This is a genomic window from Micromonospora sp. NPDC047738, from assembly GCF_040642675.1.
Taxonomy (GTDB): domain Bacteria; phylum Actinomycetota; class Actinomycetes; order Mycobacteriales; family Micromonosporaceae; genus Micromonospora.
This window is the reverse complement of record NZ_JBEYSO010000005.1, coordinates 1-26339: the sequence shown is the minus strand read 5'-3', so window position 1 is coordinate 26339 and position 26339 is coordinate 1. Positions and strand designations below refer to the sequence as shown.

At 70.4% G+C, this 26339-nt stretch carries 24 protein-coding genes and 1 pseudogene; 12 read left to right on the top strand and 13 right to left on the bottom strand.

The features are described from left to right. The first annotated feature begins 327 nt into the window (after positions 1-327). A complete protein-coding gene (locus ABZ783_RS10445) occupies positions 328-2478 on the top strand; it encodes a sialate O-acetylesterase (protein ID WP_357436020.1) in 2151 nt (716 codons plus the stop codon). A 103-nt stretch (positions 2479-2581) separates the two neighbouring features. On the opposite strand, the gene ABZ783_RS10440 is transcribed toward ABZ783_RS10445, so the two are convergent. Both ABZ783_RS10440 and ABZ783_RS10435 read right to left on the bottom strand, forming a co-directional pair. Further along, the gene (locus ABZ783_RS10440) at positions 2582-3229 is read right to left on the bottom strand and encodes a CatB-related O-acetyltransferase (protein ID WP_357436019.1); all 648 of its coding nucleotides are present in this window, start codon (positions 3227-3229) and stop codon (positions 2582-2584) included. A gap of 39 nt (positions 3230-3268) precedes the next feature. Then, positions 3269-3883 (bottom strand): helix-turn-helix domain-containing protein, encoded by a 615-nt coding sequence (locus ABZ783_RS10435; RefSeq protein ID WP_357436018.1) that lies wholly within the window; start codon positions 3881-3883, stop codon positions 3269-3271. Positions 3884-3948: 65 nt separating this feature from the next. Between ABZ783_RS10435 and ABZ783_RS10430 the strand changes: the two genes are divergently transcribed. From ABZ783_RS10430 to ABZ783_RS10405, 6 genes and pseudogenes are all read left to right on the top strand, one after another. Then, a complete protein-coding gene (locus ABZ783_RS10430) occupies positions 3949-5220 on the top strand; it encodes an NAD(P)/FAD-dependent oxidoreductase (protein WP_357436017.1) in 1272 nt (423 codons plus the stop codon). Positions 5221-5780: 560 nt separating this feature from the next. Beyond that, positions 5781-6110, top strand: coding sequence for a metalloregulator ArsR/SmtB family transcription factor (locus tag ABZ783_RS10425; RefSeq protein ID WP_357436016.1), 330 nt, complete (start codon positions 5781-5783; stop codon positions 6108-6110). Next, complete coding sequence (locus ABZ783_RS10420; RefSeq protein ID WP_357436015.1) at positions 6110-6844, top strand: cation transporter; 735 nt, start codon at positions 6110-6112, stop codon at positions 6842-6844. The genes ABZ783_RS10425 and ABZ783_RS10420 overlap by 1 nt, the downstream gene beginning before the upstream one ends. Positions 6845-6852: 8 nt before the next feature. Continuing rightward, positions 6853-7185, top strand: a pseudogene (locus tag ABZ783_RS10415) (DUF3703 domain-containing protein). A 52-nt stretch (positions 7186-7237) separates the two neighbouring features. Then, the gene (locus ABZ783_RS10410) at positions 7238-7807 is read left to right on the top strand and encodes a Chromate resistance protein ChrB (protein ID WP_357436014.1); all 570 of its coding nucleotides are present in this window, start codon (positions 7238-7240) and stop codon (positions 7805-7807) included. Then, positions 7800-8195 (top strand): DUF1232 domain-containing protein, encoded by a 396-nt coding sequence (locus ABZ783_RS10405; protein ID WP_357436013.1) that lies wholly within the window; start codon positions 7800-7802, stop codon positions 8193-8195. The genes ABZ783_RS10410 and ABZ783_RS10405 overlap by 8 nt, the downstream gene beginning before the upstream one ends. Before the next feature lie 150 nt (positions 8196-8345). Here the strand turns inward: ABZ783_RS10405 and ABZ783_RS10400 are convergent, their stop codons facing one another. Beyond that, positions 8346-9290: a hypothetical protein gene (locus ABZ783_RS10400; protein ID WP_357436011.1), complete on the bottom strand. Its 945-nt coding sequence runs from the start codon at positions 9288-9290 to the stop codon at positions 8346-8348. 155 nt (positions 9291-9445) lie between these two features. On the opposite strand from ABZ783_RS10400, the gene ABZ783_RS10395 reads away from it, so the two are divergent. Further along, on the top strand, positions 9446-10558 hold the full coding sequence (locus ABZ783_RS10395) for a histidine kinase (RefSeq protein ID WP_357436010.1): 1113 nt from the start codon (positions 9446-9448) through the stop codon (positions 10556-10558). Beyond that, positions 10555-11205: a response regulator transcription factor gene (locus tag ABZ783_RS10390; RefSeq protein ID WP_073834032.1), complete on the top strand. Its 651-nt coding sequence runs from the start codon at positions 10555-10557 to the stop codon at positions 11203-11205. Before ABZ783_RS10395 ends, ABZ783_RS10390 begins: the two co-directional genes overlap by 4 nt. 26 nt (positions 11206-11231) lie before the next feature. Here ABZ783_RS10390 and ABZ783_RS10385 read toward each other — a convergent pair whose 3' ends face one another. After that, complete coding sequence (locus ABZ783_RS10385; RefSeq protein ID WP_357436008.1) at positions 11232-11747, bottom strand: hypothetical protein; 516 nt, start codon at positions 11745-11747, stop codon at positions 11232-11234. A 654-nt stretch (positions 11748-12401) separates the two neighbouring features. On the opposite strand from ABZ783_RS10385, the gene ABZ783_RS10380 reads away from it, so the two are divergent. After that, positions 12402-13805: a PQQ-dependent sugar dehydrogenase gene (locus ABZ783_RS10380; protein WP_357436006.1), complete on the top strand. Its 1404-nt coding sequence runs from the start codon at positions 12402-12404 to the stop codon at positions 13803-13805. 130 nt (positions 13806-13935) lie between these two features. On the opposite strand, the gene ABZ783_RS10375 is transcribed toward ABZ783_RS10380, so the two are convergent. The 3 genes from ABZ783_RS10375 to ABZ783_RS10365 all read right to left on the bottom strand — a co-directional run bounded on the left by ABZ783_RS10375 (position 13936) and on the right by ABZ783_RS10365 (position 19958). Next, entirely contained in the window at positions 13936-15798 is a 1863-nt protein-coding gene (locus ABZ783_RS10375; RefSeq protein ID WP_357436004.1) for a hypothetical protein, read from the bottom strand. A gap of 3 nt (positions 15799-15801) precedes the next feature. Continuing rightward, positions 15802-16374 (bottom strand): LemA family protein, encoded by a 573-nt coding sequence (locus ABZ783_RS10370; RefSeq protein ID WP_357436480.1) that lies wholly within the window; start codon positions 16372-16374, stop codon positions 15802-15804. A gap of 251 nt (positions 16375-16625) precedes the next feature. Beyond that, a complete protein-coding gene (locus tag ABZ783_RS10365) occupies positions 16626-19958 on the bottom strand; it encodes a S8 family serine peptidase (RefSeq protein WP_357436003.1) in 3333 nt (1110 codons plus the stop codon). A gap of 95 nt (positions 19959-20053) precedes the next feature. Between ABZ783_RS10365 and ABZ783_RS10360 the strand changes: the two genes are divergently transcribed. Further along, positions 20054-21052 carry a LysR family transcriptional regulator gene (locus ABZ783_RS10360; protein ID WP_357436001.1) on the top strand — a complete coding sequence of 333 codons (999 nt, stop codon included), beginning with the start codon at positions 20054-20056 and terminating at the stop codon, positions 21050-21052. Positions 21053-21072: 20 nt separating this feature from the next. Then, positions 21073-22131 carry a PQQ-binding-like beta-propeller repeat protein gene (locus tag ABZ783_RS10355; protein ID WP_357435998.1) on the top strand — a complete coding sequence of 353 codons (1059 nt, stop codon included), beginning with the start codon at positions 21073-21075 and terminating at the stop codon, positions 22129-22131. On the opposite strand, the gene ABZ783_RS10350 is transcribed toward ABZ783_RS10355, so the two are convergent. From ABZ783_RS10350 to ABZ783_RS10325, 6 genes are all read right to left on the bottom strand, one after another. Continuing rightward, positions 22106-23056: a methyltransferase gene (locus ABZ783_RS10350; RefSeq protein WP_357435996.1), complete on the bottom strand. Its 951-nt coding sequence runs from the start codon at positions 23054-23056 to the stop codon at positions 22106-22108. The two genes, ABZ783_RS10355 and ABZ783_RS10350, sit on opposite strands and share 26 nt — an antisense overlap. Positions 23057-23264: 208 nt before the next feature. Then, positions 23265-23708, bottom strand: a complete 444-nt coding sequence (locus ABZ783_RS10345; RefSeq protein ID WP_357435994.1) for an SRPBCC domain-containing protein — start codon at positions 23706-23708, stop codon at positions 23265-23267. Positions 23709-23740: 32 nt separating this feature from the next. Beyond that, positions 23741-24091 carry a metalloregulator ArsR/SmtB family transcription factor gene (locus ABZ783_RS10340; RefSeq protein WP_357435993.1) on the bottom strand — a complete coding sequence of 117 codons (351 nt, stop codon included), beginning with the start codon at positions 24089-24091 and terminating at the stop codon, positions 23741-23743. Further along, the gene (locus ABZ783_RS10335) at positions 24088-24549 is read right to left on the bottom strand and encodes an SRPBCC family protein (RefSeq protein ID WP_357435991.1); all 462 of its coding nucleotides are present in this window, start codon (positions 24547-24549) and stop codon (positions 24088-24090) included. Before ABZ783_RS10335 ends, ABZ783_RS10340 begins: the two co-directional genes overlap by 4 nt. Positions 24550-24698: 149 nt before the next feature. After that, positions 24699-25073 (bottom strand): MmcQ/YjbR family DNA-binding protein, encoded by a 375-nt coding sequence (locus tag ABZ783_RS10330; RefSeq protein ID WP_357435990.1) that lies wholly within the window; start codon positions 25071-25073, stop codon positions 24699-24701. A gap of 150 nt (positions 25074-25223) precedes the next feature. Further along, a complete protein-coding gene (locus ABZ783_RS10325) occupies positions 25224-26009 on the bottom strand; it encodes a protein phosphatase 2C domain-containing protein (RefSeq protein WP_357436478.1) in 786 nt (261 codons plus the stop codon). Between the last annotated feature and the right edge of the window lie 330 nt (positions 26010-26339).

The window sequence follows — 26339 nt, the reverse complement described above, 5'->3', positions numbered from 1 at the left end:
CCCGTGCCAGCGGAAGGCCGCACGTGGGCCAACCGGCCGGACGGCCGGTCGGCATGACGCCCGACGATCGTTGCACAAGCGCCGAGGCAGCGGCCATCGCGTCCAAAGCGGCAGCAGATCGCGGGAACGCTCTCGGGATAGCGCCATCCGGGCAAGCCGGGCCCCTGTGGACGTAGCCGGTCGCCCGCTGGTCGCCCCAGAGCGTGCCTCCGTCGCGAGGATCCGACCATTCGCCGCAATCACATTGTGATGCGTGAATGTCCGCTGCTAGTCATGGGGCACGTCGTTCCGGCGGCGCGAACTACGACCTTGCTGGAGGTACGAGTCATGCCCCGTCCACACTTCTCTCCCAGGCTCCGCGATGCGGCGCCACGACTGCGCGGCGTCGCCCTCGCTGCGGCCGGCCTGCTGCTGCTGTCCTCGATCGCGGTGGTGTCCGGGCCGGCGGCCGCCGCCAGCCCGACGCTCGCTGTCGACCGGCCGGTCGACGACACGGCCTGCGCCGCGAACGTCGACGGCATGGCCGCTTTCACCCCGGTCCTCTCGATCGACCTGCCGACCCGGGCGACCTGGCTCAACCAGACCCCGCCGTACACCTTCGACCGCACCGACGCGGTGGCCGCCGGCTTCGACCGGGTCGGCTACTGCCTCGAGCTGGACGGCGTGACGGGCCCGCAGTGGGTCTGGACGGCCATGGAGCCCTTCACCGCGGACGCGCACCGCCTCGGCCTGCCGACCCGCACCGGGGAGATCACCCGTCAGCGGGTGAACGACCTGGACGTGGCCTCCAACGTTCCCGGCGTCACCACGGGCACCGGCCAGGCCGGCTATCTGGAGATGTGGCCCAACACCTACAGCACGGCCTCGTCCCGGCAGATCTCCGGTGCCTCGTCCACCAACTACGACGCCGACGACACCGTCAACGCCTCCGGCGGGTACGGTTCATTCCAGGTGCACCAGGTCGGCGCCAGCCGCCCCTCGCCGGACGCGCCGCGCACGGTACTGGCGGTCAACACCTTCACGTCCACCGGCGCGGCGCTCTCGCTCGGCATCGGCTCCGCGCCAACCGGTCACCCGGACTGGACGTTCGCCGGGAACGCCGGCACGTTCACCCAACGGCGGCTGACCGTGTACGCCCGTTCCTCCGTGCTGACCCTGGATCAGCACCCGCAGGACCGCCAGTTGTATCCCCGGGACGCCGCGAACGGCGCCACCGTGCCGGTGTCCGGCGCAGTCACCGACCCGCGGGTCAAGGCGGTTCAGCTCACGGTGACCAGCGGCGAAGACGAGTGGACCTACACGGCCCCGGTCACCGACCGGCGCGACTTCTCGTTCCGCCCCCGCATCGACGCCACCTTGCGCGACTACCGGTTCGCGCTGCGCGCGCTGGGCGCCCAGGTGACCCGCCGGGTGGCCGTATGGGAAGGCATCCTGGCCGGCGACGTCTACGTCATCCAGGGCCAGTCCAATGCCGTGGCGGCGACCTACAAGGGCTCCTCCGCCGGCGAGGAGTCGCCGTTCATCCGCAGCTACGGGTCTCCCACGGCCGATCCTGTCCTGTCGGCGGCGGACCGCCGCTGGAACTACGCCGGCAGTGAGGTCACCAACCAGCCCGGCTCGATCGGGCAGTGGGGCATCCGCATGGCCCGGCGCATCGTGGACACCTATCAGGTCCCGGTGGCCATCCTCAACGGCGCCCACGGCGGCCAGCCGATCTCGTTCTTCCAGCGCAATGACGCGGACCCGGACGACATCCGCACCAACTACGGCCGGCTGCGGCAACGCCTGGTGGGCGCCGGGGTGCTGGGCGACGTCCGCGGGCTGCTCTGGTATCAGGGCGAATCCGACAACGACCAAGCGGCCGTACACGTCACCGGCTTCACCGCGCTGCTCGACGACTGGCGAGCTGAGCTGGGAGCCGACATCGCCGAGGGGACCCGGTACTTCGTGTATCAGGTGCGCACCTCGCCGTGCAGAAACAGCACCACCGGCGCGCTGCGGGAGGCGCAGCGGCAGATGGGCGACACGCTCGGCGTGACCTTGCTGTCGACCAACGGCCTCTCGGGTCACGACGGCTGCCACTACGCCTGGGAGCAGGGCTACCGGGAGATGGGCGACCACACGTTCGCGGTGGTGGCGCGCGACCTCTACCACGGACCTGGTGAGGGGGTCGCCCCGCCGAATCCGAGCACCGCGGCGTTCTCGAACCCCGAGCGCACGGAGATCACCATCCAGTTGCGCAGCGACGACCCGCTGACGGTCGAGCCGGGTGCGGCGGCGGACTTCCGGGTCAACGGGACCGCGGTCACCGTGACCGATGTCGAGTACGTCGCCGGCGGCCAGCTGAGGCTGACCCTCTCCGCGCCCGCCGACGGCGCGACGGGCGTGAGCTACCTCAGCCATCTGCGGGCCGGACCCTGGATCGTCAACGCGACCGGCAGTGGTCTGCTGACCTTCCACAACCTGCCGATCACCTGACCGGCCGCCAGGCGGGCGGGACGTGGCCGCCGGCGACCGCGTCCCGCCTGCTTGCCACCGTGGAACCATAGGCGCCGGTCGAGCTGACCTCCTCGGCGTGCCGCTACCGCTGTCCGGGGTTCGCGGCTTCCAGATCGTCGAGGCTGCCGGCCATGATCGTGCGGAGGTGCTCGGTGATGTGCTCGATCGGCCAGTCCCACCAGGCCAGGGCCAGCAGGCGGGCGACGTCCTCCTCGGCATAGCGGCGACGGATGAGCCTGGCCGGGTTGCCGCCGACGATGCCGTAGTCGGGCACGTCGTCCACCACCACCGAACCGGAGGCGATAATCGCTCCGTTGCCGATCCGGACGCCGGGCATCACCGTGGCGCGGTAGCCGAACCACACGTCGTTGCCCACCACGGTGTCGCCCCGTCCGGGCAGGCCGGTGATCAGGTCGAAGTGCTCGGCCCAGGAACCGCCCATGATGGGGAAAGGAAAGGTCGACGCACCGTCCATCCGGTGGTTGGCGCCGTTCATGATGAACCGCACGCCCGTGCCCAGCGCGCAGAACTTCCCGATGACCAGCTTCTCCGGCCCGTAGTGATACAGCACGTTACGGGTCTCGAAGGCGGTCGGGTCCTCCGGGTCGTCGTAGTAGGAGAACTCTCCGACCTCGATCAGCGGAGACGTCACCAACGGCTTCAGCAGCACCACACGCGGCTGCTCGGGGATCGGATGCACAACGCTCGGATCGGGAAGGGTGTCAGCCATGGTTCGCTTCCTCATCGGCTACGGCCTTTTGCGGATCGGTCACAGGGGCTTGGCCAGCCGCGCGATGAGGCGTTTGAGCTCTTCGCCGTACCCGGCGAGAAACTCGGGAGAGTCGACGGGCAGACCGGTGAAGTCTTCGGCGAAGTGGGCCAGCAGTGTGGGCGCGAGCGCTGCGCCGAAGAGGGCCAGTTGCAGGTAGGCCGGATCGAGGTCCTGGGCGATCTCACCGGCGGCCTGACGTCGGCGCAGGTCGTCGACCATGGACCGGCGATACTGCTCCGCGCCCTCTTCGCGGTCGCCTTCCAGGGCCTGCCAGATCAATAGCCGGACCCAGTGCCGCTGTGCCGTTCCGGCGTGGAGGAACGCGGCAACCACCTCGTCCAGCGGAGCGTCCGGTCGGTTCAGCTCACCGCTCAACGCACGCCAGCGTTCGATGAGGGCGCGATACAGCCCTTCCTTGCCGTCGAAGTAGTACGAGATCAACTGCTGGTTGACGCCGGCCCGGCGGGCGATGGCGGTGACCCGCGCGCCGGCGTAGCCGTGCTCACCGAACTCCACCAGCGCGGCGTCGAGAATCCGCTCCCGGGTGCGCTCGGCGTCGCGTTTCCGCTCCGGACCGGACGGGGAACGACGAGGTCTCGACTCCTCAGGCATGCTCCTGATCCTATCAATCAAACGGATGGTTGACAGAGTCAGACGCAAGGGTGACTCTGGGAGGCATGACGAGCTTTTCGGTGATGATCATCGGCGGCGGGATCGGCGGACTGGCCCTGGCCCACGGCCTGCGCCGAGCCGGCATCGAGGTCAACGTCTACGAGCGCACCCTCGAACGCACGGACTGGCTGCAGGGCTACCGGATCCACATCAACCCGGCCGGCGCGCACGCCCTGCACAACTGCCTTCCCCCGGACGCGTGGCGGTCGTTCCTGGCCACCGTCTCGACCGGGGACAGCGGCTTCGGCTTTCTCACCGACCAATGCACGGAGCTACTCGGGTTGACCGAGGCCGAGATCAACCCGTCCACCGGCCCCACCAGCCGCCACTACGGCGTCAGCCGGATCCGGCTCCGCGAGATCCTGCTCGACCAGCTCGACGACGTCGTACACCTGGGCAGGAACTTCCACCGCTATAAGCTCGACGGCGACCGGGTCACCGCCCACTTCGCCGACGGCACCACCGCGACCGCCGATCTCCTGACCGGCGCGGACGGCGCCAATTCCCGCGTACGCGGCCAGCTCCTCCCGCACGCGCAGCGCCTTGACACCGGCGTGCTCGCGGTGGCCGGCAAGTATCCGTTGACCCCCGAACGGGCGTCCGACCTGCCGCCCGCCCTGCGTACCCGGGCCAACATCGTCGTCCCCCGTGGCCGCGGCTCGCTCTTCACCGCCGTCTGGCAGCACGATCGCATCGATCGGGCGGCCGCCGGGCGCTCCGGCACGCCGCCGTACGACGACACCGACTACGCGTTCTGGGGTTTCGCCGACGCTACCGACCGGTTCCCACCGGACGTGGAGCAGCAGGACGGCGCATCGCTGCAGCAGGTCGTCACCGACCGGATCCGCGGCTGGTCGCCCGCGTTCCACCGGCTCATCGCCGGAAGCGACCCGGCCACCCTCCACGCGATCCGGGTGAAGAGCGCCACCCCGGTCACACCCTGGACGACCGGCCGCGTCACGCTGCTCGGCGACGCCATCCACAACATGACCCCGATGGCCGGCATCGGCGCGAACACCGCGCTGCGCGACGCCGACCTGCTCCGACGCAAGCTGATCGCCGCCCGCGCCGGCGAGCTCCCACTTCTGGCCGCGATCTCCGGGTACGAGCGCGAGATGCTGCGCTACGGCTTCGCCGCCGTCAAGCAGTCCCTGCGCAACGCCCAGAACGCCGCGAACTCGACCCCGCTCGGCCGGGCAACCTTCCGCACGATCCTGCGTCTGACCGCGGCGATCGCACCCATGCGCCGCCGCATGGCCGCCAGCCTGGGCCGCTGACCTCGCCGCGTTCCCGGGAGCGGCGAATACCCGTGGTCGCATCGCAGCACGCGTCGCAAGGTGGGCAGCCGACGCTCCATGTAATGCGGCCCGGTGATGCATCGCCTGGTAGGAGTGGAGGGCCGCGGCCGACGCGTCTTTCCGCCCGGACGGCTCGTCGATCCCTTCCCCGACGAGTCGTCCGGTCTCGGCGGCGACTTACGCGGAGGCAGCATGGCGTCCCGATCGCAGAATCCACCACCGAAATGGCCGGTGCTGAACTCCCCCTCGGTGCCCAGACGAGTGCGGGAAGGGAGCCTTCCCCGCCGCCCATCCGTCGAGCCACGCCGCGCCGATCGGCGGTGGGCCTACCTGCTGGTCGGCGGGTTCACCCTACTCATCGGCTGCCTCGCCGTGCTGGTCGTGACCGTCAGCGGCAAGCCCGCGCATACCGCGTCCACCACAGCGGTACACGGCGCCCCGCACAGATCGTCCGGGTGACCCGCCACCCGGGTACGGCCCCGTGATGCTGGCCCGGTGACCCAGCCATTTGATACAGCGTTGGATGTACTATCGGTGGCGTGGAGACACTGACCCACGGGCAGGTGCTGGCGCGGTTCGGCCACGCCCTGTCCGATCCGACCCGGGCACGGCTGCTGCTGGCCCTGCGCGATGGCCCCGGCTACCCGGCCCAGCTCGCCGACCTGCTCGGCACGACCCGGCAGAATCTGTCCAACCACCTGGCCTGCCTGCGCGGCTGCGGCCTGGTCGTGGCCGCTCCCGAGGGCCGGCGTACCCGATATGAGCTTGCGGACCCCCGGCTCGCGCACGCCTTCGGCGACCTCCTTGGTCTGGTGCTCGCCGTGGATCCGGCCGCCTGCCCCGACGGCGACGCGACGGGCTGCTGCTGATGACCCTGCCGCTGATCCAGACCCCGGCCGTCCCCTCGCCGGCCCGGCGGGCGGTCCTGGCCCGCCGCGTGCGACTGCTCGTCGCCGCCACCATCACCTACAACGTGGTCGAGGCGGTCGTGGCGATCAGCGCCGGCACGGTCGCCTCGTCGACCGCGCTGATCGGCTTCGGCCTCGACTCGGTCATCGAGGTCTCCTCCGCCGCGGCAGTGGCCTGGCAGTTCGCCGGCCGCGACCCCGAGGCGCGGGAGAAGACCGCCCTGCGCATCATCGCGGTGTCGTTCTTCGCCCTCGCCGCGTACGTCACCGTCGAGTCGGTCCGCGCCCTGCTCGGCGGCGCCGACGCCGACCACTCCCCCGTCGGCCTCGTGCTGGCCGCGCTGTCCCTGGCCGTCATGCCCGGCCTGTCGTACGCCCAGCGCCGCGCCGGCCGGGAACTCGGCTCCCGCACCGCGGTCGCCGACTCCAAACAGACCCTGCTGTGCACCTACCTGTCCGCGGTCCTGCTCGTCGGACTCGCCCTCAACAGCCTGCTCGGCTGGTCCTGGGCCGACCCGGTCGCCGCACTCGTCATCGCCGCCGTCGCCCTCAAGGAAGGCCGCGAAGCCTGGCGCGGGGACACCTGCTGCGCCATCCCGGGGGCCGCCGCGTCCGCGGCTGCCGCGCCTTCCGAGGATGGCGATGCCTGCGGCTGCCGGCCGGGCTGCTCCTGCTGCTCTGGCGGCGACCGGTGAGGCGGACGATGCCGGCGGCGGTCCGGGCCGCCTTCGACGCCGAACTGGCCACGGCCCGCACCGCCACCGACCAGGCGGTCGCGTGGCGGGCGGCGGAACGGGCGCACATCCTCTCCCAGCCGTGGCCCTGGCCGCACACGGTCGTGCACGCCGTCATGCTGCGCCGCGCGCTGCGCGAGCGCGACGTGGTCGAGGCGGTCGGTCAGGTCATCCGGCTCGCCGTCGCCGGCCCCGGGTCCGCCACCGGCCGTTAGCCGGAGGGCAACACGGGCCGAGCCCGAGTGCCGCTGACCCAGCCCATGCCGGTGCCCGACGACCTGGCCGCGCTGCTCGCGAGGTGAGCACGCGACCGAGGGCGACTCGGTTGATGTAGCGGCTGTTACACTCGCCGGCGTGGCGAGCGATTCTCTTGGCTGGCTGGTCGCCGTGATCCGGCTACCGGCCGGCCCGTCCCGACACCGGGTAGCGGTCTGGCGAGAGCTGCGCCGGGTCGGCGCCGTCCCGGTCAGCGGCGGCGTCTGGGCAGCACCGGCGGCTCCCGTGTTCGCGACCGGCCTGGACCGCGTCGCCGAGTTGGTCCGCCGGGCGGACGGCCGGATGCTCATGCTCGACGCCACCCCGCACGACGATGACAGCCGGAGCAGCCTGTCCGACGAGTTCAACACCGCGCGCGCCGACGAGTGGACCGAATTCACCTCCGAGTGCGACAAGTACGAAGCCGAGATCGCCAAGGAGAGACGCATCGGCAAGCTCACCGTCGCCGAACTCGACGAGGAAGAGCAGAGCCTGGACCGGCTACGCCGCTGGTTCCGCGAACTCAAGGCCCGCGACATCTTCGGCGTCGCCGCCGGCGTCCACGCCGAAGATGGCCTCAAACGCTGCGCCGAGGCGCTCGACAGCTACGCCGCCGACGTCTACCAAGCCGTACACGCCCCGCTCGGACAGGAATCCCCCCGTGCATGACTGGCTGCTCGCCCTGGCCACCGCGATCGCGCTCCTGCTCGCCTCGTGGGCGCTGCTCATCCTGCTGGCCCGCCGGCTCCCACCGGGCACGCTGCGCGACCTCGCCGCCTTCATCCCCGACTGCATCACCACCGTCCGACGACTCCGCAAGGATCCGCGCGTCCCCCGCCGGGCGAAGATTGCCATCCTGATCGCCGGGCTCTGGGTGGCCAGCCCCATCGACCTCATTCCCGAGTTCCTGCCCGTCATCGGCCCCCTCGACGACATCGTCGTAGTCGCTCTGGCCCTGCGCTACGCGGGCCGGCAGGTCCCCCGCGACGTGCTCCTGGCCGCCTGGCCCGGCGAACCGCGACTCATCGAACGACTTCTCGGCCAGCAGTCTGCCTGACCCGGAGCAGTCCTTCACGACTCGCCACACGAGCCCGCGCTGTCGGCGGCCCACCACGCGAGCGAGGCCAGCCGGAGAAGTTGATGTGCACCCTCCCGTCGACCTGGAAGTCGAAGAACGGCCGATACCGGCCCGTCAGGTCGATGGTCGTCACCGCCTGATGACCGTCGGCGCTGGCTGGGCGGTCGCCATCGCGCCGGCGATTCGGTCGGTGCCGGCATCGGGCCTCGGGGGTGGCGGAAGCGTCAGTGGGCGACGTGGCGAGGATGGAGAGTCCGCCCGCACGGCCACTGCCCGCCGCCCCCAGCGGGTTCGGCCCCAGGGCTTGACGACCGACAGCACGGTCGAGATCCACAGCGCGACAGTGAAGCTGCCCAGGCAGGCCGTCAGTGCGATGCCGGTGGCACCGGGCTGGCCGGCCGGATCGATGGTACGAAGGGCGAGTTCGTCGGCCAGCGCGCTCTCGACGGTGCCGGCAACCAGCGGGATGGTCACCGCGATGGCGAACTTGGTCAACACCCACCGGTACCGGACGAGCCCCCACTTGGTGCCGAGCGACACGACCAGGCCCGTGATGATCGACAGCGCCATCGACGGAATCGCGACGGCCAGGTCGATCACATGCAACACCTCGTACGCGCCGTGTCGCATGGGGTGGGAGTCCGCGGCCCAACCGATGACGGCCAGGGCGGTCATCGTGAGCGCGACGCCGAGCCACCCCACGCTGAACCCCACATGCAGGGTCAACCAGACCCGGCGGGCCCGCGGCGACAGCAGCGGGAAGCGCGGCCTGCATCGGGCGAGGATCACTAGCGAGAGCAGGATGCCGACAAGCGCGACCGACTCGGCGATGCTGAAGACGAACTGCAGCGGCGCCAGCGCCAGGTGCAGGCCGATCGCCAGCCGACGGCCCAGGCGGTGCCACCGCAGCGCGGCGACGACGGAGAGGATCGCCCCGACGCCATATCCGACGAACGCCATCAGTCGGAAGACGCCCGCGTCCGAGCCGTGGAGGAGCAATCCGATGTTCAGGGTGGCGAAGGCGACGAAGGCCCACTGCAGCGGGCGGGCGAGGTCGCGGTATCTGGGTTCCATGCCCCCCGACGCTAGGTTTTGGCTGATCAGGTCGGCATCGCGCGATGTGCCCGGAGTCGCGCACCGATGGTCGACAGGCTCCCCAGCGGGGACACACCTTTCGACTACATCGATCGGCGGAAGCCCGAATCGGCTGTCCTGGATAGACTCAGGCGATGGTCATCCGCCGGGCCCCATGGCTGCGTCCGGGCCGGGCGGTGGACGGTGTGCTCGCCACGGCGTGTGTCCTGCCAGGGGTGTGGCAAGACCTGCAGTCCGGCCTGTTCAACGGCTCCCCGATCGTCAATCGCCCGGCACCGCTGGGGATCACGGTGACGTTGGGCTTGGCCACCGGCGTGGCCGTGTTCGACCGCCGGAGCCGACCGCTACTGCTGTACGCCGGTGCCGTGGCGTGCTGGCTCGTCGCGGGCGCCTGGCCGGCCGTGCCTGTGGCGCAATACGCGGTGGGGGCATACCTCCGATCGCTGCGGCTACGGGTGGTGCTCACCGTCGCGATGGTGGCGGCCGTGTCGATGCCGATGTGGCTGGCGTACGGGGCCGACGCCAGCCTTCCGATCAGTCTGGCCATGTGCATCCTGCCGACCCTGGCCGGCCTGTTCGTGGCCTCGCGGCGAGCGCAGGAGCAGCTGCTCGTCGACCAGGCGCGCGCCGAGGAGCGGGCACAGATCGCACGGGACATGCACGACGTCGTCACCCATCGGGTGTCGCTCATGGTGTTGCACGCCACCGCGTTGGCGTCGGCGGAGGGACGGGGCGCGGTGGAGGTCGCGGGCCAGATCCAGATCATCGGCCGGGCCGCGCTGGAGGAACTCCGTACATTGGTGGGTGTGCTCCGCGACGGCGGCGACGCGCCGTTGCGACCGCAGCCGGGAGTCGCGGACCTGGCTGAGCTGGTGGACGCGTCCCGTGCCCTCGGGCTGACGGTCGAGCTGTCGGTCGAGGACGGCCTACGGGCACCAGCGCTGGTCGAGCAGGCGGTGTACCGGGTGGTGCAGGAGGCCTTGACGAACGTGCACAGGCACGCGCGCACCGCGCGGACCACGGTGGTCGTGGCATCCGACGATGACGGCGTCAGCCTCGCCGTCCGTAACGGCGCCAGTGCGGTGGCCGCCACTGCCGCCCCCCGCGGCGGGCACGGCCTGCTCGGGATCAGCGAGCGGGTTCGGCTGGTCGGTGGCACGCTGAGCACCCGTCGGCAGCCGGACGGCGGCTTCGAGGTGCTGGTCCGGATCCCGGTCGCGAGGGAGGCATGGGAGATGGAGCGGTGATCCGCCTGCTGGTCGTCGACGACGAATGGCTGGTCCGGGCCGCGCTGCTGACCATCTTTTCGGCCTACGACGACATCGAGGTCGTCGGCGAAGCCGAGGACGGCGACCAGGCGGTCCGCGAGGCACGAATCCACCAGCCGGATGTGGTGTTGATGGACATCCGAATGCCGCGCGCCGACGGCCTCGCCGCCGCCGCGGCGCTCGCCCGCTTCCCGGACCCGCCGAAGGTGGTCGTGCTGACCACGTTCGAACTGGACGAGTACGTGGAGACGGCGCTGCGCCACGGCGCGGTGGGCTTTCTGCTCAAGGACGCCACCGCGGACCAGATGGCCGCAGCGATACGCAGCGCCGCCGCAGGCGAGGCGATGCTGTCGCCCCGGGTCACCCGCCGCCTGTTGCACCGTTTCGCGGAACCGAGCAGCCCACACCGGCGCGACGCGCTGCGCCGCATCGACGTCCTCACGGACCGGGAACGGGACGTCCTGGCCGCCGTCGGCGAAGGGTTGTCGAACGGTGACATTGGCAAGCGGCTGCACCTCAGTGAGGCCACCGTAAAGAGCCACGTCAGCCGGGTGCTGGCCAAGCTGCAACTGACAAACCGGGTCCAGGCGGCGATCCTGGCGCACCACGCTGGCCTGGTGCGCTGACCGCACCCGACGACGGCGCGTTGCCGTCAGAAGGGCTCGACCCCGAAGCGGGTTGCCCTGGTGTAGACCGGCCCGCGCCCGGTCTCGTTCCCGTCGATGTCGAGGCCTCGCCACGTACCGGCGCTGGTCAGCGTGTCACCGTTCACATGAGCCTCGTGCTTTGCCTGGACCTCCCCGTGGTATCCATGTGGCGGCCCGGTCAGATCTTCCGGCAGCACCTGCCACAGGGCGAACCTTGCGGTACTCCGTCCGGCGGCCACCCAACGGCCGGTCGCGACGTGGACACCGTCGGCGAACGACAGGAAGAAGCCGCCCGGGAGGAAGGTGAACAGCCCCACTTCGACCTCGTGCGGCAGCGTCACTAGGCCGCGCCAGGTGCCGACGACCGGGTGGTGGCCCGGCTGGTGGACGGACGGCCGTTCACCCGCGACAGCCGCGTCAGTGATGCCCAGCGCTCCGCCGATGGCCAGCGCCCCAACGCCGGCGGTCATGCCGGCCGTACGCCGGAGGAGGTGCCTTCGGTCAAAATCGTTACCAGTCATGGGAACGACGTTAGGGCGGCATGGCGCAGTGGCACATCGCTCGCGGGGCGCCGCCGGATGCGACCAACGACGGCGGGTACGCCGGCCGCCTCCCCCGGTCGAATGAGCCACCCGGCTGCCCTGGGGCACGGTCGAAGTGAAGCACAGGACGGGCAAGGCCGCGACTTGTGTGCCTCAGCAGCCAAACTTCAATTTTTCGATTGAGAGTGAACCGAGCGCACCCGGGGCGCGTGCATTCCGGTGGGACCCGAGGTCCCGGCATGGGCTCCTCCGGCGACCTGTCGGTGAGCAGTGCCGGCCTCGGGCCCAGCCGGGCGTCCAGTGGTCGCGAAGCCTGGTCGTCACCAGCGGGTTCGTCCAGACGTAACGGCCCGCCCGCACCGCCGTTGGCCAAAGGGGGTCACTGCACCGAACGACACCATGCGGCGGCAGTCGGGCTTCGCGGCCGGCCGACGCCGTCGCGGAACAGTCTTCGCCACTCGGGCAAGAAGGGAACCTGGCATGCACGCACGACCTCGTCGCACCGTCGTCCCACGTCGCCAGACCATGGAAGCACCGAATGGATCACCCGGCGGGGCAATGGCACCGGCACGCGCCCGCCGCCAACCGCGAGCGATCATCGCCATGCTGACCCTGGCCGCATCAGGACTGTCCATGACCGCGGTCGGTGCCCCAGCGAACGCCGAGCCGGGTGGACCGACGATGCTCGACCGGAAGCTGGCGGTGCGCACGGCCGCCACGGGGTTGGTCAGCCCCACCGGCCTGGCTTTCATCGGCGACGACGACATGTTCGTGCTCGAGAAGACGACCGGGCGGGTCCAGCGCGTCGTCAACGGAGCCATCACCAGCACGCCACTGGACCTCGCCGTCAATTCCGGCTCCGAGCGAGGCCTGCTCGGGATCGCGCTGCACCCGGACTTCCCGGCCAATCCTGGGGTCTACCTGTACTGGACGGAGAGCACGACCGGCGGCGATTCCACCGTCCTCAGCGAAACCCCGCTGCTCGGCAACCGGGTCGACCGGTTCGTGTGGAACGGCAGCACACTCACCTTCGACCGCAACCTGATCCGGATCCGCGCCCGTCAAGAGGACGCCGGCCAGCCCGCCCGCGCCAACCACAACGGCGGAGTGATCAGCTTTGGCCGTGACGGGAAGCTGTACACCTTCACGGGCGACCTTGGTCGGCGTGGCCAGCTGCAAAACCTCACCTGCGGCCCGACCGCCGCCTGCCCGGGGCCGACCGTGCCCGACGACCAGTTCGGCGGGCCGGCACCGGACGACGCCCACCTCAGCGGCGTCGTCCTGCGCCTCAACGACGACGGCACGACGCCGACCGACAACCCCTTCTTCGGGCCTGGCGCGGCCATGGGCGGCGAGGTCGGCACCACCGTGCAGAAGATCTTCTCGTACGGCCACCGCAACGGATTCGGTATGGCCGTCGATCCCGCCTCCGGAAGTGTGTGGATGCAGGAGAACGGCGACGACAGCTTCAGCGAGATCAACCGGCTCGAGCCGGGCATGAACGGCGGCTGGGTCCAGATCGCCGGGCCGGTGCAGCGGGTCGCCCAGTTCAAGGAGATCGAGACGACGTTCGGCGGGCGGAACCTGCAGCAACTGCGGTGGCCGCCGAGCAACATCGCGGACAGCCCGCAGGAGGCGCTCGGCAGGCTCTTCATGCTTCCCGGGGCGCACTACAGCGATCCCGAGTTCAGCTGGAGGTGGGAGGTCGCCCCTGGCGGAATGGGCTTCCTCAACAGCCGTGCGCTCGGGCCGGAGTTCCAGGGTGATCTGTTCATGGGTGCCGCGACGGCCGCCCTCAACGGGGGCTACCTCTTCCACTTCAACCTGACCGGCAACCGTCAGAAGATCGCCGTCGACGATCCTCGGCTGGAAGACCGGGTGGCGGACAACCTCGCCAAGCACGAGATCACGGAAAGCGAAAGCCTCCTGATCGGCCGGGACTTCGGCGTCGTCACGGACATCGAGACCAGCCCGGACGGCAATCTGGCCGTCCTTTCGCTGACCAACGGCGCGGTCTACACGATCTACCGGCGCTGACGATCAGCAAACCCGACGGTGGCCCGCCTGTCCGCCGTGCCAGACGGGCGGGTCACCCTCTCGTCGTGCCGAGGCCTTCGACCTGGCCGAGAACGCGATCAAGGAAGTCGGCGCGCGGAACGCGGTTCGCTCATGCCCGCAACCGTCCCACCGCGAGCTTGAGCAGGCCGGGCAGTGCGGCATCGCGGCCGCTGGCGGCTGGGAGCAGGGCCACCTGCACCGTGCTGCCGTCGACGCGGGCGGCCGCCGCCGGCCCGCGGGTGAACGCGGCATCGCCGACGCCGGGCAGTGGTGTTCCCTGGCTCGCCGTCCGCCACGCCATCGAGCCGAGCACACCGTGCGCCGTGACCAGCATGAGGATCGGGCCCTCCGGAGCGCAGAACTCGATGATCCCGCCCGGCCCCATCATTGCCCTGGCGGTGACCGGCGACGGCCACTGCAGGGCGCTGGCGACCTCCTCGGCTTGCAGCAACGAGCGGTTGCGGATCAAGGCCGGGGCCGCGCCGCCGCCCTGGCGGGGCTGGTTGAGCGCCGCGAGCACCAGGTTGTCGGTCGGTACCTCCGGCTGAGGACCGTGCCCACTCCCCCGCTCGACGACGCCTATCGCCGTGACGCGCCGGGACCAGGGCCGGACGGTCAGCTGGATGGTGTCGCCGGTCGCGCAACTGTTCGCCAGCGCCAGCGGCAACCCCCACGCCACGGTGCGGTCGCTGGTGCCGTCATCGACAGCGAGGTAGTACAGAATCGGCTGTGGGCTGCTGTTGTCGCTGCTGGAGTTCTGCGTCCGCCACAGGTCGATCCAGAGGACCTGACCGGTGATCGTCTTCGGTGTGGCGAGGTCGATGATCGTACGCACGACGGTGTAGCAGCCGTTGACGACCAGCAGCGCACCGGTGAGGGTGATGAGGGCCGAGGTGAGGCCGGCGAACGAGGCGAAGGCGCTGGCCGACACCGCGTCGATCTGCATCGCGATGTCCACGACGACGTGACCATAGCGGGCGATGGCGTAGCCGATGACGGCCAGCAGGACGCCGCGCAACAGCAGCCTCGGCGCGGTCTCCCCGTACCGTCCGCTGCGCGGATACCGCACCCGTACCCGGTGCCACGAGCCGCCGAAGGTGGACCAGACCCGGGTGCGGTCGCCCATGCCCATGTCGATGACGGTGCTCGCCGTGCGGGTCGCCCCGAGCGCGGCGCCATAGGCGAGGTAGCGATCCCAGAGTCCAACGGCGGCCGGGGGCAGATCGGCGAACGCCTCGTGCCCGCGCAGCCAGTCACGCACGCCCATCCATCGGCTCGCGGCCTGCCGTCCCGTGGCGGTGTCCCGCTCCCCGTTGTAGCGGCCGGCGAACGTCGCCAGCAACGCGAAGCTGATCACGTACGCCCCGATGGTCGCCCCGATGTCGTTGCCGCGCTTGTCCGGCGTGCGGATGGCGAAATGACCGAAGCCGTAGGTGATCCCGGCCGCGGCGACAGCCGCCACGATCACCAGGAGGACGACGATCGCCGGACCGAAGCGGCGGCGCGACAGGCCACGCGCCCGACTGTCCGCGACGACCTCCCTGCGCAGCGCCTTCCACCAGGACTTCGCCGCCTTCTCGTCGCGGAACGTCATGGCGGTCAGGGGCACCACGCCGTCCACGGCCAGCTTCACGACGCGCTCGTAGACCCGCTTCTCGTACGCGGTCAGCCCGGTCGGGACGGTGCCCGTCAGGTGGACCGTCGTGTGGTGCGGGTCGTTGTCGGGCTGGCGGAATTCGAGGTAGCCGCGAGCCCCCAGATCCAGCAGCGTCGCCTCGGCGGCGTCCTCGGTGACCTGCCAGCCGGTGCCGAGCAGGCTCGCCACGGCGGGCGGTTCCTCGGGCAGATCCGGCGAGGGCGGCGCGGCGTGGATGCCGCGCGGCCTGGTGATCGACAGCAGCAACACGTACGCGCCGAAGAAGAGCGCGAGGGACGCGCCGACGGCACCCAGCTCGAGGACGGCGGAGCTCATGGCTCAGAACCGCACCTGCACCGGGCCGCGCTCACCCTCGGCCGTCTCGAAGAACTCCCGCGCCCTGAATCCGGCGAGGCCGGCGATCAGCATGGTCGGGAAGGTCTGCCCGGCGTTGTTGTGCGTCTGGACGGCCGAGTTGTAGAACTGCCGCGCGTACGCGATCTTGTTCTCGGTCGTGGCGAGCTCGGCCTGCAGGGCCGCGAAGTTCTGGCTGGCTTTGAGGTCCGGGTACGCCTCCGCGACGGCGAAGAGCCGGCCGAGGCTCTGGGTGAGCGCGTTCTCCGCCTGGGCCCGCGCGGCCGGTTCGGCACCCGCCGCCGCGACCACCCCGGTACGCGCCGCGGTCACCGCCGCGAGCGTGGCGCTCTCGTGTGCGGCATAGCCCTTGACGGTCTCCACCAGGTTCGGGATCAGGTCCGAACGCCGCTTGAGCTGCACATCGATCTGCGCCCACGAAGCGGCGACCTGATTGCGCAGTCGCACGAGGCGGTTGTAGGTCATGATCAGCCACGCGAGTACGCCGACGACCAGCAGGCACACCAGGCCGCCCATGATCGCGATGAGTCCGCCCATCTCCGCCACGGGGACTCCCTTCCACGAAGGTCCATGGGGCATCGCCGGGAGTGTGTCATCCCCGCGCAACCGCGGCATCGAACGTTCGGTGTGGTCGCCGCCGCGGACCGGGCGGACCTCGGCGCTGACGAGGCCACCGCCGTCGCCGGTCGCAGGCCTGATCTGGACGGCAAGTACCGCAGGAGGAACACGCCGGGCCGCCGCGGATGGCGGCGGCCCGGCTGGCCATCAGGCGCTGAGCGCAGTCGCGGCTACCGCAACCGGTACGCCTTGATGACGGTGTAGTCGACGGTGGCACCGTCCGCGTACGCCGCGCTGGCGCGCAGCGACACGTACCCCTGCGCCGGCTGGTGAAGCAGAGCCAGGAAGGCGTCCTTGCCGGTCTTCTGCAGGGACACCCGCTGCCAGGTCGCGCCCTCGTCGTACGACACCTCGACGTCGACCGTCTTCAGGTCGGAGGCGGCCGCACCCGGCTGGCGCTCGATGCTGAGCGGGACCGGGAACACGCGTCCGCCGCGCGCGCTGTTGTCGACGTCCAGCTCCGGCCGGAACGCGACCGAAGCGAGCGGCAGGGCGGTCGGCTTGTCGCCGGGCGTCTCGGCGGAGCGGAACGTCCACTTGCCGCTGATCGACGTGCTGTTGTCCATCGAACCGTTCGCGCCGCGGGTCACCGCGTACTCCAGCCGGTAGGTGCTTTCCGCCGCGGGAACGGAGCCGCTCGCGTCGTAGAAGTACGTGGGCATGTTGGCGAGCAGCTGATCATCCTTGTAGAGCGCCATCCGGCCGGTGTCCAGCCACGAGTACCCGGTGTGCCCGGCCTGGTCCCCGAACACCGGCACGTTGAGGGCCATGTGGTTGCCCTGCCGGGTGAAGAACACCCGGTCCCCGTTGAAGATGGGCGCGGAGGGCCCCTTCTGCCAGTCCACCACGTACCGCCGGCCCGGCTCGTACGTCAGGTCACCCGTCCAGAACTGCGCCCCGTACGGCCCCTGCGGTTCCCATCTGTTCCGCCACATCACTCCGTCGGCCGAGTAGTAGATGATGCGCTCGCCGGGGATGGTGAACGGGATGGGCGCGGAGATCGCGCTGCCGCCGTCCGCCGGGAAGCCCCAGTTGTGCATGTACCCGGTCCGGTCGACCGGGCCGACCGAGTGGAACCGGTTGACCACGGTGGCCAGCTCACCCTGTCGGACGGTGTGTCGGAAGTTGGTGAACAGGTCGCCGCGCCGGAACCAGACGAGGTCGTACTCGTAGGGCGAGTTGTTGAAGCTGCCGTCGGCATTCTGCTGCGCCCAGACCGTACGCACCTCGCCGGTGAGCGTGCCCGCGTCCGCCGGGACCGGGCCGCCCAGGTTCGCCGCGTAGAGTTTGGCGAAGCTGGTCCCGCTGACCCGGTTGTCCAGCACGTACCCGGACGGCAGCGTCCGGAAGAAGCCGAGGTGGGCGCTGCGGCTGGCGGCCCCCTCACGCGGCACGGTGACCGAGGCCGAGGTTCCCTTGCGGGCGTCCAGCACCAGTTCGGCGTCGCCGCCGGAGGTGACCGGGTAGACCGGCTGGGTCAGCAGCGTCGAGCTGGCACCGTCGGGCTCGTCCGTGAGGATCGTCGCCTGTACGGCGTACCGGCCGACCCGAACCGAGGTCGTGACGGTGCCCGAGGCGTGGTAGGGCACCTTGTAGACGGCGAAGTCGACGCCCACGACGCTGAGCGAGTAGTCGCTGGCCGGCGCGCCGTTGCGGTCGATGAGCTTGACGGTGAGCTTGCGCGACTCGTGTTCCTTGGTGATGGCCACCGGCACCCGGGCCGACACCGTACCGTCCGGGGAACTGGCCACCACAGCGCCGCTGAACAGGCCGGTCGCGCTGTTCACCCGGGTGTTGGCGGTCAGCGTAGCCTCGGCGGTGCCGCCGGCCGGTATGGTCAGCTGGCTCGGGTTCACCGTGAACATGCCGTCCGGCGCCGCCGAGCCGTCCGGCCCGGTCGCCGGTGCGGTCAGGTTCAGGGTTACCGCGGCCGGACCGTCGTTGCGGTAGCGCACGGTCCGCTCCACCGGGACGTCGTCGTCAGCTGGGTACGCCTGGGTGCCCAGTGCCAGACTGGTCGGGCTGGGCAGCACCGCCTGCTTGATGGCGCGGCCCACATCCACCCGGCCGGCGCCCTGCTGGAACGCGTTCAGCGCGGGGTTCGGCTTGGCCGACGCGATCAGCTGCGCCTTCAGTGCGCCGGCGGTCCAACCCGGGTGCTGCTCGGCCAGCAACGCGGCGGCCCCGGCCACGTGTGGGGTGGCCATCGAAGTGCCGTTCAGCTGGGTGTACCCGGGGGCGTACTCCGGATAGTCGCTGTCCTTGGAAAGCGCCGCGACGATCCCGACGCCGGGCGCGGTGATCTCCGGCTTGATGGCACCGTCGGAGCGCGGTCCCCGGTTGGAGAAGGACGCCAGATTCTCCTGCTTGTCCACCGCACCGACGGCGAGCGCGGCGTCGGCGGTGGCCGGCGAGGAGACGCCTCCGTCGCGGCCGTCGTTGCCGGCCGCGATGACGAACAAGGCCCCGGTCTGGGCGGTCAGCGTGTTCACCGCCGCCTTCAACGGGTCGTCGCCCTCGTCCGGCCCGCCGAGACTCATGTTGATGACCTTCGCGCGTGGCGCCGCCCACTCCATGCCGGCGAGAATCGCCGACTCGGCGCAGTTCCTGGTCTCGCAGACCTTGCCGATCAGCAGCGAGACGCCGGGCGCGACACCGCGGTACTTGCCGTTGGAGCCCGCCCCGGTGCCCGCGATGGTGGCCGCCACGTGGGTACCGTGTCCGACCGGGTCGCTGGCGTCGGCGGCAGTGGTGAAATTCTGCTTCTCCGCGATCCGGCCGACCAGGTCCGGGTGGGTGTCGTCGACCCCGGTGTCCAGGACAGCGACGGTGACCCCGGTTCCGTCGTACCCGGCCGACCATGCCTGCGGCGCGCCGATCTGCGGCACGCTCTGATCGAGGCTGACCGCGCGCTTGGCGTCCAGCCAGAGCTTGCCGATCCCCGAGCCCTTGTCGGTGACATCGGCCCAGAAGGTCGCGGCCCGCTGCTTGTTCACCCGTACCGCCGAGCCGCGCACGCTGGGCAGCGTCCGAGTCACCCGGGATGCACCGTCCGCGCGCTGCCGCGCCCGGCCGGCGGCCCCGGCGGGGTACGCGACGATGGTCGGCACCTCGCTCACCTGCGCGTCGTCGTAGCCCGCCGCGACCAGGCCGGTGATGTCGAACAGCCGGCGGTCCACCTGCCCGGCGGAGACCAGCCGCAGGGCATCGTTCGGCACAACGTACTGGTGGCCGTCCTCAGTGAACTGACTGAAGCCGATGTTTTCCCGCCCGGCACCCGCAGTCATCGCGACCCGCTTGTCGGCCAGGTAGACGCGGTCGCCGGTCACCAGCGTGACCCAGTGCCCATCATCGGGACGGGCGGAAACGCCCACCTTCCAGTCGGACCTGCCGGACGTGCCGGATGGCACCGGCGCGGCGGCCGCCGGCAGCGCCGAGACGGCACCCGCGACCAGCACCGCCGACATCAATGTTGCCAGCTTGTAGAACCGTCTCTCCCGCACCTGCGCCTCCTGCCGAACACTGCTGATCAGGCCCGGGTTACTGTCCCGACCGGCATGAACTACCGGGAAATCCCAGCCGGTCATAGCATCGGGTTATGGACCTGGAGATCCGTCATCTGCGCATGGTGACTGCGATCGCCGAGGCCGGCAGCATCAGCCGGGCCGCCGCCGCTCTCGGGTACACCCAACCGGCGCTCACCGCGCAGCTGCAACGGATCGAACGCGCCCTGGGCGGCCCGCTGTTCGAGCGCGGTCGCCGCGGCACCCGGCCCACCACGCTCGGCAGCATCGTCCTGAACCACTCCACCGGTGTCCTGACCCTCTACGACGACCTGCTCCGCGACGTACGCCAGCGCGGGCCCGGCGACACCGACCTCGACACGCTGCGACTCGGCTCGATACCCGGTCCGCTCACCGCGCTGCTGATGACCGCCGCCCGGACGCTGTTCCCCCGGGCCGACACCTCCCTGCACGTGGCCGACACCGAGGAGGAACTCCTCGACCTGCTGGCCGGCGGGCGCCTGGAATTCGGGCTGGGCCTGGACTATCCCGGATACGAGCTCGCGTTGCCGCCCGAGCTCGACGACGCCGTACTCGCAGTGGAGCCCATTTTCGTCCTGCTCTCCGCAGGACGCTCGTTGGCCGGGCAGCCAGAGGTGGCACTCGCCGACCTCGCCACCGAGCAATGGCTCGCCGGCGAGGGCAAGGACGTGCGGATGCGCAGCCTGTTCCGGGCCGCCTGCCGGCGTGCCGGCTTCACCGCGCGTCGGGTACAGCGGATGAACGCCGCCGTCATCTTCCCGCTCATCGGCCAGGGCCACGGGGTAGCGCTCACCCACGCGTTGACCCCGGCCCGCCCAGGCGTCCTGATCCGACCGCTGGCCGGCGATCCGATGTGGGCACGCCAACGACTCATCTGGCCCTCCCACGGGCCGCTCGCACCGCACGCGCACCCGCTACGGGACGCGCTCACCGAGGCGTACTGGGCGGAAGCGCGGAGATCCCCGGTTTACCGCGACTGGCTCGACCGCCGCACCCCGATGCCGGGCGGGCCTGGCGTCCGGGGCACGGCCGCGAGCCCTCATCCGCGATGACGACGGATCATGCTGGCGTGGTGGGTCAGCCGGTCCGCGTATTGTGGTCGCGGCCTTTGCATCTGAGGTCGGGCTCGCTGGCGATGGCCGTGGCGCCCGGTTCCCTCGTCGTTGCGGAGCGGCACTCGCGCCTGGTCCGGCTGGACCCGCGCAGCGGGCTGCAGCGCTGGGAACAACGCGTCGAGGATTGCTGGGGCACGACCGTAATCGCGGGCGGGCACTGCCTTTACCTGAGCCAAGCAGGAGTTCTGCACTGCTTCGACCTGGACAACGGGCAACGGTTGTGGTCGACGCCGGGCATGAGACTGAGACATCACGTCAGCGTCAGCGGCTCTGATGTGCTGCTGGGAGGGTGTCGCGGTTACCACCCTCTGATGCGGGTAGCCCTTGCCGACGGCAAGTGCCTGCCGTTCGACGGCGCTGCGTTCGCCGGAGCCGGTCCACTTGCCTGGCCGCAGCCGGTTCGTTGGAAGCCCGAACGCGACTCGACGGCCGATGGGCTGCTCATCACGGGCACCGATCTGCCAAAACTACTGGTGATCGCCACCTCCGGGGCCGTTCTCGCGGAGTGGTCACTGCCGGCGCCGGTGGTCATCACTGATACCGGCGGCGGCTACGGGGTCAGCAGCGATGGCCGGCTGACCTTCCTCAGTGGTCGGCGTACGGTCATGACCTTCCATCCGGTGAACGGTGTGCAGGTGCTGTGGCAACACGAGCGCGATCTGCGCCCACAAGCGGCGATCCTCCGCGGCGATACGCTGTGGCACGTCGAGGACGCGGGCATTGCGGTCATCGACCTGAGCCGACGTGTGGTCACCGCGATACGGCCCCTACCGCACGGCGCCGTCCGCGCCGCGGCCCTGGTGTCTGGCGGTGTGCTGTTCGCCTTTGCGGACAGATCGCTGGTCACCATCGACCGTGCTGGCAACGTCGGCGCTCGACTCCGGCTGTCGGCGCGCATTGACCGGCTGGTCCCCGGCGCCAACAATTTGATGCACGCGGTCGGCGAAGGCCATCTCGTCACGCTCGATATCCCGCCGGCAAGCGGATGGCTCAGTGAGGCGGACGCAACTCGATGATCGAGCGTGAGCCGGCTGGCCGGACCGAGCTGACCCGCTGGCCGGTTGACCTGGCCAGCTCGCCCAACTGGTCGAGGGTGCGTTCCCGTCCGCGGACGTAGCAGAGCATGCGCAGGTCTCCCTCGGTGTCCGAGGTGTCGCCTTGGGCATCGCCGATGTGGTCGACGACGAATATCTTTCCCCTCTCGGAGGCTGCGTCGGCGCACCGTTGCAGGATGCGGACGGCGTCCTCGTCATCCCAGTCGTGGAGGACACCCGAGAGCAGGTAGCCGCCCGCGCCGGCGGGAAGGGCATCGAAGAAGCTGCCGACCTGAGTGCCGGCCCGGGGGCCCAGGCCCGCTGAGGCGATGGCTTGTGCGGCGCGGGCCACCGGGCCGGCCAGGTCGATCACCGTCCCGAGCAGGTCGGGATGGGCACGAAGGATGGCGATCAGCAAGCTGGCGTTGCCGCCACCCACGTCGACGACGTGACCAAGTGTGCCCCACGGGTAGGCAGCAGCTACCGCGGGCGCGTCCGCCACCAGCCGGGCTCCCATCAGCGCGTCAAACGACGCTCCCAGCCGGGCGTCGGCCGACAGGTCGTCCCAGAACGAGCGGCCGAACTGGCGCGCAAACGCGGGCTCGCCGGTACGCACGGTGTGCAAGAGCTGGACAAAGCACAGATCGGCGCGCCCGACAGCACCCTCCAGATCGAGCCAGGGCCGCACGCCTTCTGGATCATCGTCACGGAGCTGCTCACCCAGGGCCGTCAGGTGGTAGGTGCCGGTCCCCGCATGAGACAGCACACCGGCGGTCACCAGATGGCGCAACAGTCGGCCCAGCGCGTCCCGGTCAGCGTCCACCGCTGCGGCCAGCGCCTCGATCGTCCGCGTGCCAGCGGCGATGTGGTCGGCCAACCGCAGCGTCGCCGCCACCCGGATGGCCATCGGGGTGACCAGGTCAGCGGCCGCCCACAACCTCCCGCCCCAGCCGGTCGCCTCCTCTGCCATGGCGCCTCCTTGCTCGTCGGTTGCCTGGCTCGCCCGGTCGGACAACATCGCCCCCCCGGAACGCTATCTCCGGCGCCCGGGCTGGGTCACCCCGGAACCGCCAGCGGCCTCGCCGCTCGCCGCACAGGGCCGGCCGCCGGCCGGCTCAGTGCCAGTCGCTGATCTGCACGTCCCGCGGCGCCGGTGCACCCTCGCCGGTCTCCACCAGCGACTTCAGGCTCATCAGGAATGAGCCCCACTTGGTGCTGCAGTGGTGCATGAACTCCACCGGCTCCTGCCAGCCCTGGTGCTTGAACAGCACGATCGTGTAGTCGCCGTCCTGGCGGAGGTCCCAGTCGATCGTGGTCCCGATCCACTCCTCGGGGCCGTCGACCACCCGCCAGGCCACCCGCTCGGACGGCCGTAGCTCGACGACCTCCATGTCGAAGCCACCGACAGGGAACCGGAACTCGAGGACACCGCCGAGGTCGCCGCTGCCCTTCGTGTCGTCGGTCCACCAGCCGGCGAGGCCCTCGACGGTCGTCAGTGCGTCGTACACCTTTTCCGGTGTCGGGGTCTTGACCCCGACCCGGTGCAGAATGTCCACCATCTCGACTCTCCTTGGTCTCGTCAGACTCGATGTCAGTCCTGTCGGGTGCGCTGGATCGCCTCGGCGATCCGCTTGATCCGCTGCAGCCGGGCGTCCCATGCCGAGCCGACGGATGCGAGTTGGGCCACCGCGCGGGCGAGTTGGGCGTCGTCCACCCGGTACCGCTTCTCCCGGCCCGCCGGCGTCGCCCGGACCAGGCCGACCCGGTCGAGGATGCCGAGGTGCTTGGCCACCGCCTGACGGGTGACCGGCAGCTGCTGACTCAGTGTGGTCGCGGTGCCGTCGCCCTCGATGAGCAGCAGGTCGAGCATCCGGCGCCGGGTCGGGTCCCCGATCGCGGACCAGAGGTCGTCGTCGACTTTCTCGGCCACAGCGGCGCTCACGGCCGCACCCGCAGCGTCGCGACGTACGGCGCGAGCCGCGGTAGATAGAAGTTCCAGCCGGTGACGTGCTCCTGGTACTGCTGCTCGAGGACGGCGATCTCCCAGCCCATCTCGCGGAAGCCGGTCTCGGTCATCTTGAGCAGCGTCCCGCCGCCTGACGGGGTCAGCTCGAAGGTGACCAGCAGCGAGTTGCCCTCCGCCGCGACCTGGTCGGCCGGGTACGTCCAGCGGAACGAGAACCTCCGCGGCGGTCGCGCGTCGACGACGGTGAACGGCACGACTGCCCCGCCGGCGTCGGGGTCGCCGAAGACGATCTCGCCCGTCGACCCGGGCGTCGGCTCGTACCGGGCGTCGTCCGGCCACCACTCCTTGAGGTGGTCGGGACTGCTCACCACCTCGAAGACGATCTCGGGCGACGCCTCGACGTAGATCTCCCGCTCGATGGTTCCGAACTCCATGGCCCCTCCCGCAACGTTTGGTTGCATGTCAGGCTAGCCGGGAGGCCGACGTTTCGCAACCATCGGTTGCGCCTCGAAAGCATCGCGTACACCCGTGGCAGGGAGGAGCGCTACATCGGCCTACTGATCAGCTCTGCTCAGATCTGGGCTCACGAGCCGGTGCCGTCGAGGTCACCGACGAGCGAGTCCGGGGCACGCATGCGCCACGCGTCGGTGACGAGTTCCTTCAGGCGATCGACGCTCACCTGCGTCAGCCGCAACATGACCAGGGGCATCCCGTCATATGCGGGCGTGGTGAAGAAAGCCCCGGGCTCGCCGAGGAGCAACGCCTGCTTCTCCGCCTCGTCGCCGACGTACAGCACCGCGATGTCGGTCCGGATGAGGCGCGACGCACCAGGTCTGCGCTCTGGGTAGGACCAGACGAATCCCTTGCCGGCGACCCGGAAGTCGAAGCCTTCACTGTCGATCTCGACCACGTGCGGCAGCGCCAGCGCCAGCTGACGGACATCGTCGGCGTCAGCCATCGAGGTCGCTCCAGCAGACCGCCCTGCGCATCCGTACAGCTTAACCACCCCGCAGCTCCGCCTCGCCGGCGAGACGGCCCGCTGGTGGCGACAGCGACACCTGCCACTGTGGTCCTGCCAGGCCAGGCGACCGGGCGGGCCTGGCGACGGTCAGGCCTCGCCGAGGTCGGTGCAGTGTGCGATCGTCGCGTCGTCCGCCACCACCGCGTGGCGCACCTCCGCCTGCCGGACGCGATGGATGATCTCGGCGGGTCCGCTCGATGCCAGGACGGCCATGACCCCTGGCCAGTCGGTGAGCCGGAACCGGTCCACGACGCGGCTGGCTCCATTGCTGAGCAGGACGGCACCGGCCAGCTCGGAGACCGGACAACTTCCGGTGATCGCCTCGTCCGCCGCCCGCGGGTCGTCCTTGGCCACCCAGAAGCCGCCCGGCCGGTTCCGGTTGGCGCGCAGGTCTCGGAGGAGCCGGTGGTACTCCTCGCTACCCTCGGCGACGGCCGCGAGTGCGGACTGGTACGACCGGCTGATGACCACCTCCCGGGGATCGGAGACGACGAGCGGCGCATCGTCTGCACGGTCGAGCACGAGGACCGAGTCACCGAGCACCAGGTGCTCGATCAAGCCCTCGGACCGGCGCAGGATGGCTACGGTCGCCGACGGACTGATGGGATCGGCGACGTCGCAGGTGTGCCGGTGATCATCCGTCACCTGCTCGATGGCCTCGGCGAGCAGCGCCGAAAGGCTGCGGTCCGACACGAGTGACAAGACGCTGAGGAGCCTGCTGCCCAGGCGGCTGGCGTACCAGGCCACGCCGTGCCGGCAGACCGATTCGCTGCCGGAGATGCCGCCGGCTCCGTCGATCAGCACCGCCGCCGTCGGTACGGCGCCGACGAAGTCCTCGTTTGCTCGGCCGGTCCCTGCCGCGGCGCTCGTCATCGTCACCCGCATGCCGTGCCGCAGCCCTCCCGCCGATCGAGGCGTCGACTTTAACAACCGCCGATGCCCTGAGCCCACGCTGGGCGGGTCTCCTCTTCGAGCCGTACGGCGCGAAATTTTCTTTGGGGGGATGTCGAACTGGCGTCGCCAGGATCGACCCCTGGGTGAAGGACAGGCCCGGTTACGGGCAGGCTGGCGAGGACCAAGGAGCGGATCGATGACGAAGGTTACGACCGGGGCGACCATGTCGTTGGACGGCTACATCGCCGACGCGTCGCACGGCGGGTTCGAGTACCTCTTCCAGTGGTACAACAACGGCGACGTCGAGAC